Origin of the sequence: Fontibacillus panacisegetis (assembly GCF_900102215.1) — a bacterium.
Taxonomy (GTDB): Bacteria; Bacillota; Bacilli; order Paenibacillales; family Paenibacillaceae; genus Fontibacillus; species Fontibacillus panacisegetis.
On sequence record NZ_FNBG01000017.1, the window covers coordinates 70318 to 90830 of the forward strand.

At 40.1% G+C, this 20513-nt stretch carries 19 protein-coding genes and 2 pseudogenes; 5 read left to right on the forward strand and 16 right to left on the reverse strand.

Features of this window, described 5'->3' with window-relative positions:
* Nucleotides 1–6 precede the first annotated feature (6 nt).
* The 9 genes from BLS49_RS14845 to BLS49_RS14890 all read right to left on the reverse strand — a co-directional run bounded on the left by BLS49_RS14845 (nt 7) and on the right by BLS49_RS14890 (nt 4750).
* Entirely contained in the window at nt 7–696 is a 690-nt protein-coding gene (locus BLS49_RS14845) for a hypothetical protein (protein WP_091231974.1), read from the reverse strand.
* A 35-nt stretch (nt 697–731) separates the two neighbouring features.
* A complete protein-coding gene (locus BLS49_RS14850) occupies nt 732–1253 on the reverse strand; it encodes a GNAT family N-acetyltransferase (protein ID WP_091231977.1) in 522 nt (173 codons plus the stop codon).
* A gap of 20 nt (nt 1254–1273) precedes the next feature.
* Nucleotides 1274–1906, reverse strand: a complete 633-nt coding sequence (locus BLS49_RS14855) for a histidine phosphatase family protein (protein ID WP_091231980.1) — start codon at nt 1904–1906, stop codon at nt 1274–1276.
* Between the two features lie 92 nt (nt 1907–1998).
* Nucleotides 1999–2547 carry a GNAT family N-acetyltransferase gene (locus tag BLS49_RS14860; protein WP_091231984.1) on the reverse strand — a complete coding sequence of 183 codons (549 nt, stop codon included), beginning with the start codon at nt 2545–2547 and terminating at the stop codon, nt 1999–2001.
* A 46-nt stretch (nt 2548–2593) separates the two neighbouring features.
* Entirely contained in the window at nt 2594–2998 is a 405-nt protein-coding gene (locus BLS49_RS14865) for a DUF1801 domain-containing protein (protein ID WP_091231988.1), read from the reverse strand.
* 15 nt (nt 2999–3013) lie between these two features.
* Entirely contained in the window at nt 3014–3226 is a 213-nt protein-coding gene (locus BLS49_RS14870; protein ID WP_091231990.1) for a helix-hairpin-helix domain-containing protein, read from the reverse strand.
* A gap of 406 nt (nt 3227–3632) precedes the next feature.
* On the reverse strand, nt 3633–3926 hold the full coding sequence (locus tag BLS49_RS14880; protein WP_091232137.1) for a GNAT family N-acetyltransferase: 294 nt from the start codon (nt 3924–3926) through the stop codon (nt 3633–3635).
* On the reverse strand, nt 3863–4153 hold the full coding sequence (locus BLS49_RS14885) for a hypothetical protein (RefSeq protein ID WP_091231999.1): 291 nt from the start codon (nt 4151–4153) through the stop codon (nt 3863–3865). The genes BLS49_RS14880 and BLS49_RS14885 overlap by 64 nt, the downstream gene beginning before the upstream one ends.
* A gap of 144 nt (nt 4154–4297) precedes the next feature.
* Entirely contained in the window at nt 4298–4750 is a 453-nt protein-coding gene (locus BLS49_RS14890) for a GNAT family N-acetyltransferase (RefSeq protein ID WP_091232139.1), read from the reverse strand.
* 248 nt (nt 4751–4998) lie between these two features.
* Here BLS49_RS14890 and BLS49_RS25805 point away from each other — a divergent pair.
* Nucleotides 4999–5117: pseudogene (locus BLS49_RS25805) on the forward strand (IS3 family transposase); the annotation flags it as partial.
* An 87-nt stretch (nt 5118–5204) separates the two neighbouring features.
* Here BLS49_RS25805 and BLS49_RS14900 read toward each other — a convergent pair.
* The 3 genes from BLS49_RS14900 to BLS49_RS14910 all read right to left on the reverse strand — a co-directional run bounded on the left by BLS49_RS14900 (nt 5205) and on the right by BLS49_RS14910 (nt 13103).
* Complete coding sequence (locus tag BLS49_RS14900; RefSeq protein WP_091232005.1) at nt 5205–11057, reverse strand: S-layer homology domain-containing protein; 5853 nt, start codon at nt 11055–11057, stop codon at nt 5205–5207.
* Between the two features lie 1024 nt (nt 11058–12081).
* The gene (locus tag BLS49_RS14905) at nt 12082–12543 is read right to left on the reverse strand and encodes a GNAT family N-acetyltransferase (RefSeq protein WP_091232009.1); all 462 of its coding nucleotides are present in this window, start codon (nt 12541–12543) and stop codon (nt 12082–12084) included.
* 32 nt (nt 12544–12575) lie between these two features.
* Nucleotides 12576–13103, reverse strand: a complete 528-nt coding sequence (locus BLS49_RS14910; protein WP_091232012.1) for a hypothetical protein — start codon at nt 13101–13103, stop codon at nt 12576–12578.
* Nucleotides 13104–13640: 537 nt separating this feature from the next.
* Between BLS49_RS14910 and BLS49_RS14920 the strand changes: the two genes are divergently transcribed.
* Nucleotides 13641–14147, forward strand: coding sequence for a TlpA family protein disulfide reductase (locus tag BLS49_RS14920; RefSeq protein ID WP_091232018.1), 507 nt, complete (start codon nt 13641–13643; stop codon nt 14145–14147).
* A 2-nt stretch (nt 14148–14149) separates the two neighbouring features.
* On the opposite strand, the gene BLS49_RS14925 is transcribed toward BLS49_RS14920, so the two are convergent.
* Complete coding sequence (locus tag BLS49_RS14925) at nt 14150–14869, reverse strand: HAD family hydrolase (protein ID WP_091232022.1); 720 nt, start codon at nt 14867–14869, stop codon at nt 14150–14152.
* Between the two features lie 276 nt (nt 14870–15145).
* Between BLS49_RS14925 and BLS49_RS14930 the strand changes: the two genes are divergently transcribed.
* A complete protein-coding gene (locus BLS49_RS14930) occupies nt 15146–15973 on the forward strand; it encodes a MerR family transcriptional regulator (RefSeq protein ID WP_091232025.1) in 828 nt (275 codons plus the stop codon).
* Between the two features lie 36 nt (nt 15974–16009).
* On the forward strand, nt 16010–17029 hold the full coding sequence (locus BLS49_RS14935) for a serine hydrolase domain-containing protein (protein WP_091232028.1): 1020 nt from the start codon (nt 16010–16012) through the stop codon (nt 17027–17029).
* On the opposite strand, the gene BLS49_RS14940 is transcribed toward BLS49_RS14935, so the two are convergent.
* Nucleotides 17021–17752, reverse strand: a complete 732-nt coding sequence (locus BLS49_RS14940) for an SDR family NAD(P)-dependent oxidoreductase (protein ID WP_091232031.1) — start codon at nt 17750–17752, stop codon at nt 17021–17023. The genes BLS49_RS14935 and BLS49_RS14940 overlap by 9 nt on opposite strands.
* A gap of 111 nt (nt 17753–17863) precedes the next feature.
* On the opposite strand from BLS49_RS14940, the pseudogene BLS49_RS14945 reads away from it, so the two are divergent.
* Nucleotides 17864–18339, forward strand: a pseudogene (locus tag BLS49_RS14945) (DinB family protein).
* A gap of 102 nt (nt 18340–18441) precedes the next feature.
* Here the strand turns inward: BLS49_RS14945 and BLS49_RS14950 are convergent.
* Entirely contained in the window at nt 18442–18936 is a 495-nt protein-coding gene (locus BLS49_RS14950) for a GNAT family N-acetyltransferase (RefSeq protein WP_091232036.1), read from the reverse strand.
* A 64-nt stretch (nt 18937–19000) separates the two neighbouring features.
* The gene (locus BLS49_RS14955) at nt 19001–20503 is read right to left on the reverse strand and encodes a serine hydrolase domain-containing protein (RefSeq protein ID WP_091232037.1); all 1503 of its coding nucleotides are present in this window, start codon (nt 20501–20503) and stop codon (nt 19001–19003) included.
* Nucleotides 20504–20513: the final 10 nt, after the last annotated feature.

The window sequence follows — 20513 nt, forward strand, 5'->3', positions numbered from 1 at the left end:
AAATAATTAAGGAGTTGTCCATATGGGCAGCTCCTTTATTGTTAAGTATTTAAATTTATTATATCGTTTCTTAACTCCATCCATTTCAACTTCAATTCCTACGCCTTTGAAATATCCCGACCCCGACCAGTCAATTTCATGACCTTCAGCAATAAATTCTGCCGTTAAGCTGACTTTACTGTGAGGAATAATGCTAACGGTACTTGCTTCGAAGTTCAGGTCACCATAACGATCTTCAAAAACAGGCTGAATGGTTATGCTATTCTCTGCACCATAATTATAAAAAGTAAACGAACATTTGGCTTTGGCCTCATTGTCACTGGTTTTAATGTGACACTCACTATTTTCCACCAAATAATCTATGGAATGTGTTCCATTTGAATTATGCTTGAGAACAAACATAAGCTTTTCTGATGCCAATGGAAAAATGAGCATAAATGCAACACAAGCTATGATGATCCTGCTTAAAATTTTGGGGTATCTGGGTTTATATATTTTTACGGTTCCGATCATTCCAATTAGCAATAAAATGAAACCTAAAATTACTGGTAGATGAAACCTAGTATTCTTCCCAAGCCATGGAGAGATGCCTGCTGCACTAAATATATTGTCGCCAAGCGAGACGTGTAAATGACTTCTAACCAACATCAATACACCGACACATAGAACGAAAATATATATTAATCCCTTCTTCATGATCTCCTCCTTCAAACAACGCTATGTTTTGGGAATCATCCTTCAGTCAGCTTTAGAAATTCGTCTCTTAAAATTCCCATAATGATTAGCGATTCATAAGTATCATTTTTTTTGATGCATTCTCTCAATAAACCCTCAGCAATAAAACCATTGCTTTCATAGACATGTTTTGCCCGGTCGTTAAAATCCTTTACATCAAGCCATAGACGATGTGCATTTAAATGATGAAAAACATATTTCTGTATCAAACGAATAGCTTGTTTCCCATACCCTTGCCCTTTATGACTAATATTTATCCTTGTCAGTTCGATACAATCATTGTCATTGGTTAATCCCGCGAGAATCATATAGCCAATTTTTACTCCAGCCAGATCCTCAATTACAACATGAAGCTGATCTCTGCGCTCAATAGCCTCTATATGCTTTTCTCTAGTCCATTGTGCAACAAATTTACGACTTTGTTCATCATTTTCCGCCTTAATGACATAATCAAGATCCGCAAGAATGGTCTTTCTAAACTGAATGCTTCGAGATTGAATCAATACTTCAGAGTCCAAACAGGATCACCTCCGTTATTTTACCCCTCCACTGCATCTTCCTGGTAATGGCTGATATCTCCATGCAAAATAATTTTATATTCGTTATCGGTAATTTCTACTTTACATAAGCAAGCTGGATGAATATAAGGGAGATCCCAAAGCTTGTTCATAGGCCGTTTTTCAAAATACGCCATAATCAGCTTGACTACCACAGTGTGCGTTACAATTAAAATCGACTTCCCTTGATGATCAGCAATAATCTGATTTAGCTTACGAACTGCCCTGCTCAATACCTCTTCATATGTCTCTCCAGCGTAAACCTGAAACTTCTCAGGATCACCCCAAAAATAATCATATTCCTCAGGGTATAATTCCATAATAGCTTCCTGCTTTTGTCCTTCCCAAATGCCCAGGTTCATTTCTCTTAAATCATCGCTCTCATGAATATCTATTTCTCTATTTCCTTTGATGATTTCTGCAGTCCTACGAGCTCTATTACTGGAACTGGAAAAAATAGCATCGATCCACTCATTCTGAATGGACTCCCCTAACCAACTAGCTTGTTTAACACCCAGCTCTGTTAATGGAGAATCCTGATGCCCTTGAAACCTGTGTTCGACATTCCATTCTGTCTGTCCATGTCTTACTAGGAATATTGTAGTTTTGTTCATGCTCGATCCCCCTGCTTCCTGTAATCTATGATTTCGCCATCCTGTCGCCTTATATTAATGGATTTCATTTATTCTTGGATGAAGTTCAGTATTCATGCCTCTTCCCCTTCATTTAGCAGCACCATATGTATGTGATCTTCCCAGACCCCATTAATTTTTAAATATTTCCGTGCCAAACCTTCATTTTGAAATCCTAGCTTCTCTACTAATCTTAAAGAGCCCTTATTTCTTGGCATGATGTTAGCCTCTATACGATGTAAAGATAACTCTTGAAAAGCGTAATCAATAATCGGTCTTAACGACTCGGTCATGATTCCTTTGCCTTGTTCCTGTTCATCCAGCTTATATCCCAAGTGACAAGATTGAAAAACGCCCATCACAATATTACTTAATGCGATCGATCCAATGATCTTTTCGTTCATCATTATCCAAACCTTGTATAAGCTACCTTCTAGAATTTTATAGTATTCTTCATGCAGTAGATTTTCTTGATAAGGTACAGTATAGAAATCGGAGTTGCGTTCCGGTTCCCATGGTTTTAAGAAATCTTTATTTCTAAGATTATATTCAGTCACCGCTTGTGCGTAGGATTCATCAATAACTTGTAGTGACACTTGATCCGTCTGAAAATGATGCTTCATTATAATCACCTTTTTATTGATATGTTGTTAATTATTTCCTTTGTTCTTAGCTTGTCATTTGTAGCCATCTGGTTACTACCTCTTCAAGCTTCTCTTTCTTGTCTTCTATATCACTTAAACTGTAAATTTTCACGATCGCCCTGTCGTTAGTAGCCCATTCCAACAGTCCCGTAGCATCTTCAAAAATAGTCCCTGCTTGCCCCACAGCCTGAAACTTTTTCTTGACGCCACAGTGAAAGACAATTCGAAAAAAACCTTTTCCCTGCAAATTAAAAGTCACTCGATCATCCCCATTAAAGCAGAAGCTTGGAGCGTTCCATTTAATATGCTCTGTGATCTGTTCATTAACGCCTAAAATGATCCTTCTTGCTTCCTCAATTTCCTTCTTTAACGGATGATCAAGATGGTTCAAATAATCAACTACTTGCTGGTGACCATCCAACTTAGGCATGGTGATCCCCTCCGATCATTTTTTAGAAAAGGTCCATCCCTTAAGCTCAAGAGCCTTTCGTAATTGTTCAAGCGCATTAGGACCTATACCATGGAGATTTTTGATTTCATTTTCACTAAATTTAGACACCTGCTCCAAGGTAGTGATTCCGAGGTTGTTAAGTGCACGCAGCGCAGGCTTCGCCAGTTTAACTTCAAGTTCTAGGCCTTGCTTGCTATTACTTTGCATTCCAGCATCCCTCCAGCTTAGTGGTTTTATATGGGAAAGATTTAACGCATAAAAAACAAGATTACTACTCCAAACAATCCTAGAAAAAGAACATCAAATGGATGCTCGGAAAGTGTTCTTTCCATCGCTTTTCCTTCTACACTTGAGTTATGAGGTTCGCCATGCAGAATTCCTGAAATTCCTGCAGAAGTGCAGGCTTTTTCTAAAATCCTCTTCAAACTGGACACTTACGAAAAAAATTGCTGCACATTTGCAACCTCTTGCTCATTCTTTCATTTCTACTTTAAAAAAACTGTATTTTGCATACTTTTCTGATCTTGTACCTGTTTTTACTAATGACGTCGTTCTTTCTTTAGTTCAACTTATATAGTACCATATTTAAAAACTATCCTTTAAGCACCTAACATCACAGCTTCTTTTCAAAGCATAAAGATGAAGGACAGCTCGTATATTCCCTAAACGAAGCTATGTGGTAATATCCATTCTTTTTATAGAAACTGACCGCTTCATTCTGCCGATCACCTGTCTCCAGCTTAATAAAATTGTATTTCCTGTGCCGCGCTTCATTTTCTAATTGGTTCAGAATAAGTCCAGCGATTCCACGGTTTCTATACTCTGGTTCTACAAAAAAACGTTTTAATTCTGCACTTTGTTCATCAAGTTCCCTAATAGCGCCACATCCAACGGGTGTCCCCTCCAGATATCATTAGGTTCATAGTTTAATACATCCCATTGAGTTCTATTAATTACCCCTATTATAGTTGATAACATAAATTCTTTCATTTCAGGAAAATCATCTTCTATCCATGGCATCTCATCCAGATCAAACCCAACCGTTCCACGGCCGACTACATTTTGATCCCGCTGAGCCAGCCAAATAATAATTTCCTTTTCTCTGTTGGCTTTAGCTAATTCTGATCCGATCAATACTAATGTTTCTATATGAATACTTCAGTAGATGTATTTCTCATTCTCAATAATTTACATATAGATTGCCGAATCCCATTCAGTATCTATGTATCCACGAAAACCCCGGCCTTTTCTATGACTTTGCGGCGTTCCCTTGAATCCTTATATATCGAAACTTAATCTAATCATATCTCTACATTGAATGCCATTCTCATAAATTTCCTCATCGTAATGTCTAATGAAAAAATCCCTATCAATTCCCGTTATTCGAAATCCACATTTCTGATAAAGCAGCAGCTGTCCGATACTTGAATTTCCTGTACCTATTTCAATTGTTTTTATTCTCTCTTCTTTTGCTTTTTCAATCGCATTCCATACTAGTTTTTTACCTATTCCTCTTCCCTGACAGTCTTCTCGTACAGCTATATTTATAATCTCTATTGTTTCCGGTCGTGTCTGAAGCAGTACAAAAGCTCCGATGATTTCATTGCTAATCGCAGCTACATAACATTTACCTCTACTCAAATATTCCCTTACAATGGCCTCGGAGGGATCTGCAAGAAGCAACAATTCTAAAGGGGGCTTCTCGGTAGCTTTTAATAATCTGATTTCTATATCCATGACGGTCTCCTTTCTTTAACCTTAAGCAATAATTTCGATTAAAGACATAATATCACTCACAAAAAAACAAGCAACTACACGATTGATGTTTGAGTATCACGGTAAGAAATCTTTTGAAATAGCTATACAGCCTACAGCACAATCCTAGAAAAAGTGGTGTCCATTAAACGGATAAACTCCTTCCCCATTCGGATCTACGGTGGCACTATCAGATGAAACAGTATCGGTATGGATCATTTCAAGCATTAGCAAAATATATCACTATTATAATCACAAACGTATCAAGTCAAAATTAATGGGCATGAGCCCAGTACAGTACCGGACTCATGCCCAACAGATTGCCTCAAAAATACGTGTCTAACTTTATTGGGGGCACTTCATTGCCCCCGATGCCGCCTTTTGTTTAATGATGCTCAGATCAGCAGAAAGAGGGTTTCCAAATTCCCGCTTACTGAACCAATTCCGAGATAAATCTTGCAAGGATGGCAGATACCTCTGCTCGTGTAGACATTCCCTGAGGATCGAATACATTGCCGGGCTTACCGGAAATAATACCGGCCCTCTGGAAAATACCTACAGAATCCGCCGCCCATGGGCTGATTGTACCGGAATCGTTGAATACCCCGGTTTCAGCCTTATTGTTTAAACTAAATCCTTTATGCTGGATATAATGATGGAGCATGACTGTCATCTGCTCACGGGTAACGGATGTATTGGGAGCAAATTGGCTATTGCCTACGCCGCTTACAATTCCATTCTCAGCCGCCCACTCCACATATGCCTTGTACCACTCATCTCCCTGAACATCGGTAAACCTCGAGCTTGTATATCGAGAGACATCGGCGCCGTCCAGCCTTGCAAGTGCCGTAACGAACATCGCCCTGGTCATGGTTCCATCAGGTGCAAATGTTCCGTTTCCTATCCCTTGAAAGATTTCCCGAGCCGTTACAAAAGTAATATCATTCTCGGCCCAATGGTTCTTTATGTCTCCGAAGCTCTTCAAATTATAGCTGATGTCATACGTTCCAGGTGAGGTGATATATGCTAACACCGCATTATTATTGAAAATACTGAGCGGAACCACAATATTCCTGCCTTTTCCCTTCATTACTGCCACATAGGCGTTCCGGTTTTGCTCCGATTGTTTTGCTGCCGGCAGTTCAAGGACAAGCTTGCTCCCTCTGTAATCTACAAGATCAGCTTCATTCAGGGTAATGCTACCGTCAGCATTTTGTACCGCCTGAATCGGCTTGCCGTTGATTTTGACCTCAACGGAGTTGGTTACCGGCGGTTTCGGAGCTTTCGGGCTGGATGGACTGCTAGTGGAGCCGCCGGAGCTGCTTCCACCAGAGTTGCTTCCTCCGGAGTTGTTCCCGCCATTGCCGGTCACCTTGGCTGTACGGAATACATTGACCGGCGTCGTGCTAATGCCGCCCTTTTCGTTGGTTACTTTTGCATACCAGCTATAGGGGGAATCCGGGCTCAAATTTTTCCAGAGCACTTCCGCTTTGTTAGAGACATTTTCCGCACTTCCGATGGACTCCTGCGTATAAATGCTTGCGCTGAAACGGTTGGTGCTCAAGCTTTTGGCGGATGTATCGAAATTCACGTCCAGTTCGTAAATATCATAGTCTGTTTTTTGCAGCCCTTCCGAAAAGTCATCCACCTTAGGCTCATCATAATAGTTAAAATCATTTCTATAAGGTGAATAGGAATTCATGTATACCTTGTTATTCTTCAAATCAAAGTATAAAAACTTGATATATTGTGAGCCGCCCTCTGCATCCGACTGGTAGTCGGTCAGGATTTGGTAAACCAAACGTTCTTTGGTGCCGTCCCCATTGTCGTCGAAGGCATCAATCTGAATGCCAGCTCCGTGATAGTGCCCGTTGAGTACCGCGAAAACATTCGGATTCTTCGCAACAACCTGCTCGCGCAGCACATACCCCTGGTAATCAAGCAAGCCGTCAGGATTGCTTGCCGTGTATTTGGCATTGGTATAGCGATGTGTGGCGATGATGGCTTTTCTGTCCTTGTATTTCTGCAGCACCTCGTTCATCCAGTTGATTTCGTCCGTATAGATATCCCAGCTCATGTACAGGATGATGAAGTCCTGTCCGTCTTCCGTCAGCAGGTCATAGTGGCCCAAGTTATTATTGAAGGAGCCTCCGTAGTTAGCCTCGTTCTCAAAACGCTTGGAACCGAAATATTTCCAGTAGTTGTCGTAAAATTTAAGTCCGGCGCCCACATCATGGTTTCCACCCAGCACGCCGTACCGCATCCCGTTGTCTTCAAAGATTTTCATTGCCTTGTCGGCAACCTGCCATTGGTAATCCATGTCCCACTCATCAACCAGGTCTCCCGTGTGGATCGTATAGCGAATATTCCAGTCCTTCACATTGTCCACAATCCATTGGTTCTGCTGAAGAAAATGGTGGGGCCAGCTTTCCGTATAATACTGAGTATCGGTAATCCATGCGAAGGAGAAGTCGTAGCTGTCCGGACGTCCGGTGCCGTCCCAATTGGACGCCTGGGTACTCTTCACCGTTGCTTGAACCTCTTCGCTCTGAAGGCTGGGATTGTCATCTGCACGGCTTTGCACCAGCAGGACGGCATTTCCGTTCTCCACATGATCCTTGGCGCTAAAGGATGCGTCAATATTTCCATTGTCATCTGCGCGAGCCAGCAGCTCCCACTTATTGTTCGCCAGATTCAGAACATACATGGAAAGCGCCCGGGACGCATCGGCATAGCTGGCTGTACCGTTCCAGTTGGCGGATATGCGGTCATTTTCATCAAGGCTCCCGACCGTAACGTTAAACAACTGGTAAGGCAGGTCGCCATCAGGTGAAGTGACGGTTATATTGGAGCTGCCGTTTACAACTTCAACAGGACCTTTGCCGGCACCTTGTTTGATGGTGATTTCTCCATTTTCTACTGTCAGAATACGTCCCTTTAAAAATTCTACCGCAGCGCTGGAGCCATTGAGCTCCGCCACCGAGACCGAAAGCTTAGCCTGGTTCTCTGCAATTTCGCCGGTTTGTGCAGTGATGCCGCCGGGGTCCTTCGTGTCTGTATAGAAGGTAACCGTCTTCTGCACTTCGTTGCCACCTACATCCATAGCGGAAACATGGAGCGTATGCGCACCTGCTGAAAGTAGCCTCGTAGGTATCGAATAGGGCGCTGTGATAGGCACATTGTCAAGTGCAATGGTAAGTCGGGAAATGTCAATGCCATTGTCATCGGCAATTTCCGGGTCTATGTTGAGGGTTCCCGAAATGACCGCATCCGGCTCAATTCCTAAATCAATGCTTGGTGCTGTGTTGTCCACAATGATTTCAGCGGTTTGGGAAAGCGCGCCTGAGGTCGCTTTAATCGTGTGCCTGCCATCCGGCAAGGCGGTGGTATCCAGCTCATAGCCCACGGCGGTCAGCTTTTCCTTGGGGATGGTAAAATACAAATCCAGGCTGGGAGCCATTTTCCCGTTTTTGGTGTCCCCTACACTATATACGCGGTTAAATGCGGGATTCTTCACATCCAGCCAGAAGGTATCGCCGGAATACCGGTAATCCTGCGCCGCCCTTGCGGGCAAGAACTCCTCTCCATTGACCAGCACCAGCTTTACATTGGTTACCGTGAAGTCCTCACGGTTTACATCGGGCAAGTACATGTCTTCGAAAGTGGTTCCCTGGCCTCCTGCCCATACAGTCAGCTTAACCAAATAATTGCCGTCCGCATCCGCCTGGAAATACTTATTGTCGATTAAAATGGCACGTGAATTCAAGTTTGTCCATCTGCCCAAATACGAAATGATCTCCCGATCATTTCCACCATACGGCGCGGTCACGGCATTCTTGAAATAGTTATTCTGATCACCGGCGACCAAAGACAGGAAAGCGCCGTTTTCCAGTACCCGGCGGGTGTCGGCCTCATTGTCATTCACAAAAATTTTGGTATCCGCATTTTTTTGGCCATCGTTGGCCGTGATGGTTTTGATGCCCGACACCACCTTGCCGTTTCCTACATTCAGCCGCAGTCCATCCGCATTTAAACGGTTTACAGTGACCGTATAAGTCTCGGTTCTGGTTTTGCGGTACAGGTTATAGCCTTCCACATAGAATTCAATCTTGCTGTGATTTAGAATTTCATTAGCCGGAATGCGGGCAAAATACTTGCCCTTCACTCTCTGTGTTTTTTCATATACCGTCTTGAATTTACCTTCGCCATCAAAGCGGTAGCCGATGGTCACTCCGGACAGACCGATGGTGTCGACAACGTCAAAGGTGGCAAAATATTCTTCTCCTTCATTCAATGAAGCAGGGATGTTGACGGCTGTTATTGCAGGTGAAGTGCCATTATCAACGTACCCAGGATACCCTCCGAAGTGCACCCTGTTATTCTCCGAAGGAACCTGCCATTCCTCCACACTGCCCGGGGAAGGAGCCAGCTGATTGGTTACCTTCAGGCTTTTGCCCGACCCGTCGTGGGGATAGGTATATTGTACCGACCGGTTGCTGCTGCTGGTTACATCGGCGACATTGTTTTCGTTGAATTCCACGTGGGTAAATGCGGTTTCCAGTGATGTCCCTATGCTCAGCCGACGCCAGTCGGAGGCATGGAACCCGGAATAGTCGATCCGCACAATATCCTTATTCTCCACAAGGCTTGTATTAAAGATATCATTGAATTGGTCCACTGTCGTCCCGTTGCTGCTCAGCCAGAGCACCAGAGTATGGCCCGGTTGAAGCAGAAGCTCCGGCGTGGAAATCGTCCAAGTTTTGGGCGCAGTCGAGCTGTTCAGATATTGATAGTACAAATTATAATATCCCATATTAATGGGCGCGTCCGAATTGTTGTAGATTTCAGCAAAAGTGGCCTGTGTGCCTGATTTGTATACAGGCACGACCTCTGTAAAAATCAGCGGAGGCTGTTTTTCATAATCAATCCCCAACTCTACAGTACTTGTTTTCTCCGCACTTTTTACACGGCTGATTCCATCAAAGGCCTCTACATACCACGTAAAGCTGTCTGCCCAGAGCAGGCTGCGGTCGATAGTAGCCGAATAGGTGTCATTCAAAGCACCGGACATTTTGAGCTTGCTGAATCCGCTGTTCCCCTGCTTATAGTACAAATCGGCTTGTATGGCGGCTCCTGCAGCAACGCCTGTAAGCTTGGCTGCAATCGTAACATCATCGTTTACACCATATGCCGCTTTATAAGTCAGATCCCCGTCAGCAATCGGGTTGAGTCCGCTTCCCGTATCATCCAGATGATAAGGGCTGTCGGGAATTTGCCAGCTGTCCACAACACCGGGACTTGGCGGTGCAGTTTTTGAGAATTTATAGCCGATTGTCCCATCCAGACGGTAGGTGTACTGGTTGGAATATTTTGTATTCACATTGCGATCCGGATTATCTTCAATATTGCTGTTATTGCTTACACTGGTTGCGATAATGGAGTCCAGACTTTTACCGATCCGGAAAGTGCGCTGCTCAGTGGGGCTAATGCCGCCATGATTCACCTTAACAATGTCATTTTTTGTAAGGCTGGTACCATAAAAGTTGTTAAAATCGTCGATGGTATGCGCATAAGTTGTCGGCCAAAGAATGATGGCTTTGCCTGCCGGCAGCATGATGCTTTCCGCCGGATGGTAGCCGGTTTTCCATGTATTACTTTTGCCGTCAAAGCTCCACTCCACCCCGTTGCTCCCTGAAGGATATGTATTGTAAACCGTATAGTCCTTCAAATCAATCGCTTTGTCGGAGTTGTTGTATATCTCCAGATAAGTAAAATGGTATCCTTTTGTAGCGGTAGGAACAATCTCTGTGATCAACAGCGGCGAGGAGGCTTGTCCGTCCACAGCTGATTTGATTTTTGTTCCCGTCAGAGGTGTGGATGCTTCCCCGCTATCCGCGTATTTCACCTTCACCTGCCAGTTGAGGGAATCTGTCCATATGTCTGCTCTGTTAAGCTCGGCAGCAAAAACGCCGTTACCATTATCGGCCATGGTTTTCTCCTCATAAGCCATGAAATCAGCCTGACTATACGATAGATACACGCTCTCAACAACAGAATGCGCAGGCGGCGTTATCGTTACCTTAATATCCTTGCCCGCCTCGTCATACCCGGAAATATCAGCGGAGAGATCGCTTTCACCAAGGGACACCATACCCGCCGATCCGTTTTCTTCAGGATAGGTTGGCAAGTCCTCCGCCAAGGCTGTGATACGTAGCGTTGGCATACTCGATGTAATAATGAAAATAGTCAATACAAGCGATATTACTCTTTTAAGCCGGTTCATTCTGAAACTCACTTCTCCTTCACTAAATTAATACAATTCTAAACTCCCTACCATAGTAGCAATCTTCCATGGAAACTATCTATCGCATTACGTAATACCTGTGTAAAACTTATGTAATATTATTTCTCTAAATAAACACATATAATTAATAAATAACCATAATTGTATTCTAATAGTATATGCAACAGCTTGACCTCAGGGCATAATTGGGTGTTCATGGTGGCTATGTCCAAAATCGACGATTATAATCACAAGCGTATCAAGTCAAAATTAAGGGGCTGTCCCAAAAGTAGGTTTACTGCCAAAACTAGAAATAGCGGTGCAAGGAAGACGCTCCCTGCACCGCTTGATCTCACCACATTCTATGACCGTATCTCAAGTGTAATAGTGTCATGATGCGGAATTCCTGAAAATTTCCTGCAAATGTGCAGGCTTTGTTTATGTAAAGCCCCTAAATGCCCTAAATTGCTGCAAATGTGCAGGCATTCTCTAAGGATTCTCTTCAAACCAGTCTATTCTGAACCATATTCCTGCATTTTTGCACGCTTTTGTTCATCCTTTCATGGCTATTTATATAAAACTGCATTTTTGCAGCTTTTCCTGATATCTTGCCTTTCCACTGCTAACAGAAGCGTCCCTCAAAGTTATCTTAGATAACTTTTGGGACAGCCTCAACAGATTGCCTTAAAAATACGTGTCTAACTTTAGAGGCCACTGAAGAACTTATGGTTTAAGCGCGGGCTTCGCCAGTTTAACTTCAAGTTCTAGGCCTTGCTTGCTATTACTTTGCATTCCAGCATCCTTCCATCTTAATACTTAATAAAATTAATATCGTTATGTAGACTACAAAGTGAAAAAAAACGAGATTACTACTCCAAACAATCCTAGAAAAAGAACACCAATGGATGCTCGGAAAGTGTTCTAGAACCCACATCAAATCTATGTAACTTATCTAGTACCATATTAAAATTTTAGATTTCATTGAGGTTAAATCATTAAAAACTATCCTTTTAAGCACCTAACATCACAGCTTCTTTTCAAAGCATACAGATGAAGGGCAGCTTGTATATTCACCAAATGAAGCTATGTGATAATATCCATTCTTTTTATAAAATCTGATCGCTTCATTTTGCGGATCACCTGTCTCCAGCTTGATAAACTTGTATTTCCTATGCCGCGCTACATTTTCTAATTGGTTCAATATTAACCCCGCGATTCCACGGTTTCTATACCTTGGTTCAACAAAAAAACGTTTTAATTCTGCATTTTGTTCATCAATTTCCCTAACAGCGCCACAACCAACAGGTGTCTCATCCAGATATGCGATAACAAAGTGTATATCATAAGCATATGGATCATTAAGATCTACCCCAAATACTTCATCTGCTGGATAGAGTTCATACAAATATTGATCCAACTTGGAAATAAGAGAAATGAGATCAGGATCATCTGGCAACACTTGCACAAAATTAATGTTCGAATTCATGATGTAGCACTCCTTTGTATGGAAGATATTGACTAACTAATAGAGTTACAAATTACGCATCCTAAACACGATAAATATACCCCATGTTCTTTGCATTTCGGGTAGCCTTGAGGAACGGTTGGTTCATCATCATCTTCATCAAGGGATATCCATTCCAAATAATGTTGTGAAATGATATGTTCCGCCTCAAATAATTGAATCATGCGGGCAAAATGTTCAAATGTATCTCGAATCCACTCTTCATTAGGTTCATAGTTTAATACATCCCATTTTACTTTATTAATGACTCCTTTTATGGTTGATAAAACAAATCCCTTCATTTCAGGAAAATCATCTTCTATCCATGGCATCTCATCCAGATCAAACCCAACCGTTCCACGGCCGACTACATTTTGATCCCGCTGAGCCAGCCAAATAATGAATTCCTTTTCTCTGTTGGTTTTAGCTAATTCTGATCCACTCAACACTAATGTTTCTATGAATACTTCAGTAGATGTATTTCTCATTCTCAATGGCTCTATTACATTTTCCAATGATTCCGGCATGGATATTTGGTTCATATCTGGGCCCTCCTTGGTTCAAACCCCACATGCTATACTTTCTACTTATGCGTTACATTTTTTCCTTAACTGAATCCTCACCAGCGTAATAATCCACTTTATCATCCTTTTGATATACCTCTTGGTACGGTAAAATATTGATCTTGCCGGAGTCAGGGTACTATTGCGATGAAAATGATACGGGTAAGAATATTTTCCAGCATCTAATGATCTTATGTCGAATACTAGATATTTGGATTTAACCATTTCAGTCAATTTTTCGCTTGTATGCCAAGCAAATTCGGAAATTGGTGATTGTCTTTGTTTAAAACTTACATTCTGATCATTAAAAATAGTAGCCATCATAACACCTCAATAATTAGAATTAATCTTTGCAGGGAGAGTTTTTCAAATCCGATAAGAGGGATTTCCGACACAGACATTGGTTTTAATTCGATATTCATTGTTTTACACCTTATTTAATCTTTATGACCAAACTACTATATTGTATACTAATGTCATTCCATCATTAACCAAATTGAGAGGTATGTATAAGCCATGCGAACTAAATCTATTGTAATCACTTCTGTTATAATACTGCTTATTACTTTGAGTGCAATAATCTATGCCGTCTTGAATAACTCTTCAGCGGGCTCTGGTGATATCGTGTTAAAAGAACTCAAATCCTCGTCTGCTGTACATATTAATTTCTCTGAAAAGCCCACCATTTTGTTAGCCTTTACTTCCTGGTGTCCATATTGCAATGAAGATGCACCTAAAATCGTCTCTTTATATGAAAAGTACAAAGATAAGGTTAATATTTACGGAATAAACATGCTTTATCGAGATGATCTGGATGAGGTTATTAACTACGTTGATATACATAATATTAAGTATCCAATTCTTCTTGATGAGACAGGTGACACTCATAGATATTTGGGTGAACCAGCCTTTCCAGCATTACTGTTCATGAACTCAGAAGGGGTAATCATAGATGAAATTATTGGATCTACCGATATTAAAATTATTGAGGATTCATTTATAAATCTAATGGATAACTTCTAATTTCATACATCAATACACGGGTCAACCAATGTACATTGCCACATTGTTTTCTTTAAATATCTCTGGCAGTCTCGTGAAATCATTTTTTTAATATCTCTCAAATCCCTGATCGTTAAATGATCGCTTGACGGCCTATCAAAAAAGGAATCTTCCTTCCATACTCCTTTCATTCCTGCATTGACACTCGCCTCCACATCATTCACAGGATGATCTCCTACAAAAATAGACTCTTGAGGCTCTATCCCCAAGCGTCCTATTGCTCTTTGAAATATTTTGATGTCAGGTTTTCTAAGACCTTCAATTTCTGAAATTAATATCGCATCAAAATAATGATCGATGTTTAAGCCTTTGATATTATTCATCTGGAATCTACCGTAACCATTAGATATGATGCCTAGCTTTAATTCCATTCCCTTCAAATCATCAAGCATTTCGATTAAACCGGGAAAACCGATACAATGATTGTGAAATGACTCCACGTAGTCTCGTAATAACTCTTCCCAATTTAAATCAATATTCAATTCTTGAATAAGCTGTTGATAGACTTTATCCTTCCAAACATATCCCTTCTGATCCAATTCAATGAATCTCTGAACAAACCTGTTTTTTTGAATACATTGAAACGCTGGAATACGATCATATTGATTTTCAATAAAAGCAACCAGTGATTTATCGCGATCAAGCAATGTTCCATCCAAATCAAATAAAATTCCTTTTATCATGGTTACTCCTTAAACTCGTAATTTTATCTAAGCCAGAACCGAAGCTTCTTGTAGATGATCCTTCATAATAAAAACTGAATTAGAATTACACCCCAGCCCTAGATCGCTCTTATCTTAGGCCGAGGTGTACGTTGTTTGAGCTTCTTCCATGATTATACACGTCTGTTTTATTATTTCAATTGACTTTGCCCTTAGGGTAAGGTGTATAAGTAGAATTGAACAAAGCGATTATGAAGCATTTAGCCCATATACAAACTGATAATTGGAGGTGGCCTATTGCTATCGATTGGAGAATTCTCGAAGATCTGCGAAGTATCTACTAAAACGCTTCGATACTATGAAGAGATTGGTTTAATTCATCCTGATGAGATCAATCCCGATAACGGTTATAGATACTATTCCATCAAGCAGCTAGAAAAGATGCTATTTATTAACCGTTTGAAGTCTTACTATTTTTCACTCGAAGAAATAAAAGTCATTCTGGAATTGGAAAAGGATCAATCGGAAGAAAAGCTTCATACTGCCCTGAACCGCAAGAGAAGAGAAATAAATGAGAAACTGAATGCTTTTGAATGTACTCTTAAACAAATGAGTACAGATATTTTAAATCTGGAAAAAGGCATCCCTATTATGTCGTACCTTAACCGTATAGATGTGCAGCTAGTAGAAACCAAACCAATGAATATCCTTTTTATGCGGCAAATGATGAGTAGTGATGATTATGCTTCAGGATACGGAACATATTTTAGCAGACTATATGAAAAGATTGCTTCAGAAAAACTCACCTTGCTTGGAACTCCAATGACGATTTATCACAGCCCTGAATACAATCCTGTCGGCAACGATACAGAGTTTGCCATCCCGATAGAGGAGACTATAAAAGGAACAAGAGCATTGTCAGAAGGATTTTGCGCGAGGTCTGTTGTGGAAGGTTCATATTCAGAACTAACTTCGGTGTTCGTTAAGCTAAGAGAATGGGTGGAAAAGGAAGGCTATGAAATGGTGAATTCGCCGTACGAAATCTATATCACTAATCCAAATCAAGCAAATATGGATACAGATATGATTACTGAAGTGTATTTTCCTGTAAAGAAAAAAATATAGTTAGACTTGGACATTTTATAAAAGAGAGGGATTACTATGCAAACAAAATACTGGCCAACCACTGAATGGAAAACTGCCGATCCGGCAATCCTGGGAATGAACTCTAATATGCTTTCCGAGCTCGAACCTGTCATAAATTCCGATTACAGCAACATAAACGGTATTGTTATCGTGAGAAAAGGATATATTGCTTATGAAAAATATTTTAACGGCTATAGCCTTGAGCATACACACCATGTGGCTTCTGTAACAAAAAGCATCCTATCTGCCCTTATCGGTATTGCTATTGATGCACAATATATAAAAGATGTTGACCAGAAAGTGCTGGATTTTTTCCCCGATTATACTCAAGGAAATGCAGACAAGCAGCATGAGATTACTATTCGCCATCTTCTCACTATGACAGCCCCCTATTCATTTGAGGACTGGCACGAACCGCTGGACAAGATGTGTATGCATCCTGACTGGATAAAATACACTCTGGATATGCTGGGCAAGGATGGAGTTATTGGTAATTTTAAATATTCCACTGCAGGAGCGCACCTGCTATCAGCCATCATCACTCGCAGCACTGGAAAAAGTGCCCGTGATTTTGCCAACGAACACCTTTTTAAACCCATCGGTATGAAAGAAATCCCCGATTATGAAATGATATCTTTTGGGTTTGATGATTTATTCGGAAAAAACGTACGAGGGTGGGTTAAAGATCAACACAACAACTCCACAGGAGGATGGGGGCTTACACTAAATCCCCGTGATATGGCACGATTTGGTTTTCTATATCTGAACCACGGTATCTGGGACAACAATCAAATTATTTCGGAAAATTGGACCCTTGAATCAACAGCTATGAACTCCAATAAATATGGGTATCTATGGTGGCTGCGAGAAGAAAATGGGTCATTTGCATACTCAGCGCTAGGAGATGGCGGTAATGTCATTTGCTGCATTCCAGACAAGGACCTGGTCATAGCCATTGCATCCGAATTTATCATGAATCCTCGCGATCGGTGGACACTTATTAATGAATGTATTTTATCAGCTGTTCTATCTTAAATAACATCCATTATTAATATCGAAGGTTGCTCCTGTGTAATGTTTAGATTTCTCCGACAATAAAAATATAACCGTATGTGCAACATCTTCTGGTAGTAGAGGCTGTTTTATTAATTGATGATTTGTATATTCTTCTATTCGCCACTTAGGAATATTGTCCATCATAGAAGTTTCTACAATAGTTGGTGCTACAGCATTTACCCGTATGTGAGGTGAAAAGTTCATCGCACAACTTTTTGTCAGACCCAAAATTCCCGCCTTGGTTAATCCATAAATTGCATCAGAACTTCCTTCTATACCGGATACTGATGACATATTCACAATAACTCCCAAATTATTTCTACGAATAATAAATTCTCCGAATAATTGAGATAGATATACATAACCCTTTACATTTATATCCAACACTTTATCTATCTCATCTACTTTATAATCAAGTAAATTTTTGCCCAAATAAATTCCTGCATTATTAACCAATCCGTTTACATCTGGATGCTCTTGTTCAATATAAGTAAAAAGCGAAACTACCTCATTATAGTCACTTACATCTAGTTTATAGGTATACAAATTATCCGATCCTACTGTTTGCTTTAAACTGTTTAATGAACCATCATTCATATCACAGGCAACAACTTTTGCTCCTTCTCTCAGACAATGTAAAGCTACTTCCATTCCAATCCCAGAAGCTGCACCTGTAACAATTATTTTCATATTTTTTAACATTAGAATCACACCTCAACCTGTAGTCTCTTTTAAATTTTTAATTTCCAGTTGATTTCTGTTATTATTTTCGGGGTATAATCTACCTGTACTAACAATAGGGAGGACATCTTGATGAATGCAAATGATTTAATAGTACTAAACTTTGAAGAAGTCAGACGTAGAAGTATAAAAGTGTGGGAAGCAATACTTAACAAATGTTAAGTTGGAAACCGGACGAAGATGCTCTTACATGTGCTGAAATGATTAGACATTTATTAGAGAGTGAGTTTTTTTATCATCAAATGCTTATAGGAAGAGGCAGCAAAGCATTAGCTAATGTATCTAATCCATTTGAAACAATAGAATTCACAACAGTAGATAATGAGCTTAGATTTGCACAGCCTTATCGGGACCAATTTTTGAGTTATATTAAATCAATAAGTTCAAGCGATTTAGAGAATATACAAATAGACCGCTCTGACGTTGGTTATGTTAGAACACTTGGAGATATGCTAATGCGTATTGCTTACCACGAGTCGGTTCATACAGGTCAACTGCTAGACTATATGAGAACAATGAGGATTGATCGACCTAAAATATGGGATTGATTTTTAATGTGGCTGTTCCAAAGGTCTAAAAACCTAGGAGCAGCCTCAAAATATAATACTTCACCTCATTCGTATTGTCATAATGTCCTTTCCAACAGTTTCTCACAAAATCTTCTGAAAGCTCCCAATATCCAGCTTTTTATTAAATTTACATCCGATCTCCTTAAATAAAGCACATTGTTCATAACCGTTCCTTTCAAACAATGCCTTACTTCTTATGTTCTCCATACAAATTGTTGCAATTAATGTATGAAACCCTTGTTCTTTTGCCACTTGCTCGATGAAACTCAGTGCGATCCCTCCAATTCCTTTACCCAAATAATCTGGAGCTAGGTAAATCGTTACTTCTGCACAAATGTCATAGGCTGGCTTATTCTTATATTGAGTAATCAAGATATATCCGATAATTTCAACATTATCTCTAATTACAAATGACTTATATCTCTTATTCTTATGGATAACAGTCTCCATGATCTGATCATGGTTCAAAGGTTCAGTGTGGAAGGAAATGGTTGTATTTAGAACGTAATAATTGTAGATACTTCTTACAGCTTCAAGGTGAGCATCATTTATTTCTTCAAAAACGAATGTAGTCATAGTAAGACTTCCTTTATGTATGATTTTTCACTTACTGAATTTCATCTAAATATAGTTTAATGTATTACACCATTTGACTTCTTCGTAACTTACTTAGCTTTTGACCATGTATCACAATCGCTAAAATGCAATTAATCGCAGCAAGCCCCATCCATAGATATAAGGAGTACGACATCCAAACGCTTAACATATAATAATTATTATTTAGTAGATAAGGCCAAAAAATGAGCAATCCCAAAAGGATAACTCTCAAGCTAAGTCCGATCCAGCTACCCATCCTCTTCCTCACTCTTGTTTTTTCATCTTTAATTACCAGTGCTATCCCTCTAGCTAGTTTCATTACCTTAAGGAACAAGTTAACAATTACTATTATGACTAAGAAAGAAAATACCAAATCAATTAACACATAAACATCATCATAGCTAAATTTATTCATAGGCATGCCATTCATATTCGAATATAAATTATCCGCAATTTGCGATGGCGCAGTTGAATTCAAGTTTGTCAGCACGAATATAGCCTGCTGCTTTTCCAGATTAATAATAACCTGTGAAGAATAATTAGGGTTACTTCCAGCATGATTAATTATTCTATTGTCCTTACCATTACTCCATCCGAATGCATAGTATAGATTTTCACCTTCAGACCCAGCTGTTTCTATGTCGACTTCATGAGATTGTTGAATAGCATTTTTAAGCTTCTCCGGTATATCACCTACCCCCATCTGGGCATTAATCCAGCGTTCTAAATCCTTCAAATTAGATACTAAATATCCTGCTGCTATATTTCCATAATATCTTGGAGCATCATATTCTAAGCTCTTCCCAAAAAATCCACGATACCCTTTGGTAAGTTTATCTGATTCCTTTTCCTGACCTGTTGAAAAATAACTATCTTTCATCCCTAATGGAAGCAGTATATTTTCATTTACATAATTCTGATAACTTTTACCTGTCACTTGTTCAATAATTGCTGCTAAAATATCATAATTAATGGTTGCATAATTATATTCTTTTCCCGGATACGTATCTAACGAAATGTCTGAAATATTATGTATCGTTTTTTCAAGCATATCATCTGTAGTACCTTCGGGAATCAAACGAATACTCCAAGGAGGAATCCCACTGGTATGAGCTAACAGCTGATTAATCGTAATATTAGCCTCCTCACTCTTAAAGATTGGCTCAAACCCAGGAATATAATCTGCAACAGAATCTGAGTAAGAAAGAGCCCCCTCATTTTCCAGCAAAATCACAGCCAAAGCCGTAAACGCCTTGGTTGTCGAGCCCAATTCAAACAGCGAATCATCAGCAACCTTTTTCTTTTGATTTACATCTGCATATCCGTACACCTTATATTCAGTCTGTCCCTGGTTTGACACTATCGTAGCTACTCCTGGAGTCGCTGTTTTGGCCATTATGGTTTCCACCATATTATCCTCATTATCAACTTTACCTGCAGTAAACAATGTCCCAAGTTCATCCCAACAAACAACAGTAGTAATTATCACGATAAGCAAAATAACACATGATGTTAATGAACCTGTTCTACTTAGTAGTTTCTTCAATATTCTAAGT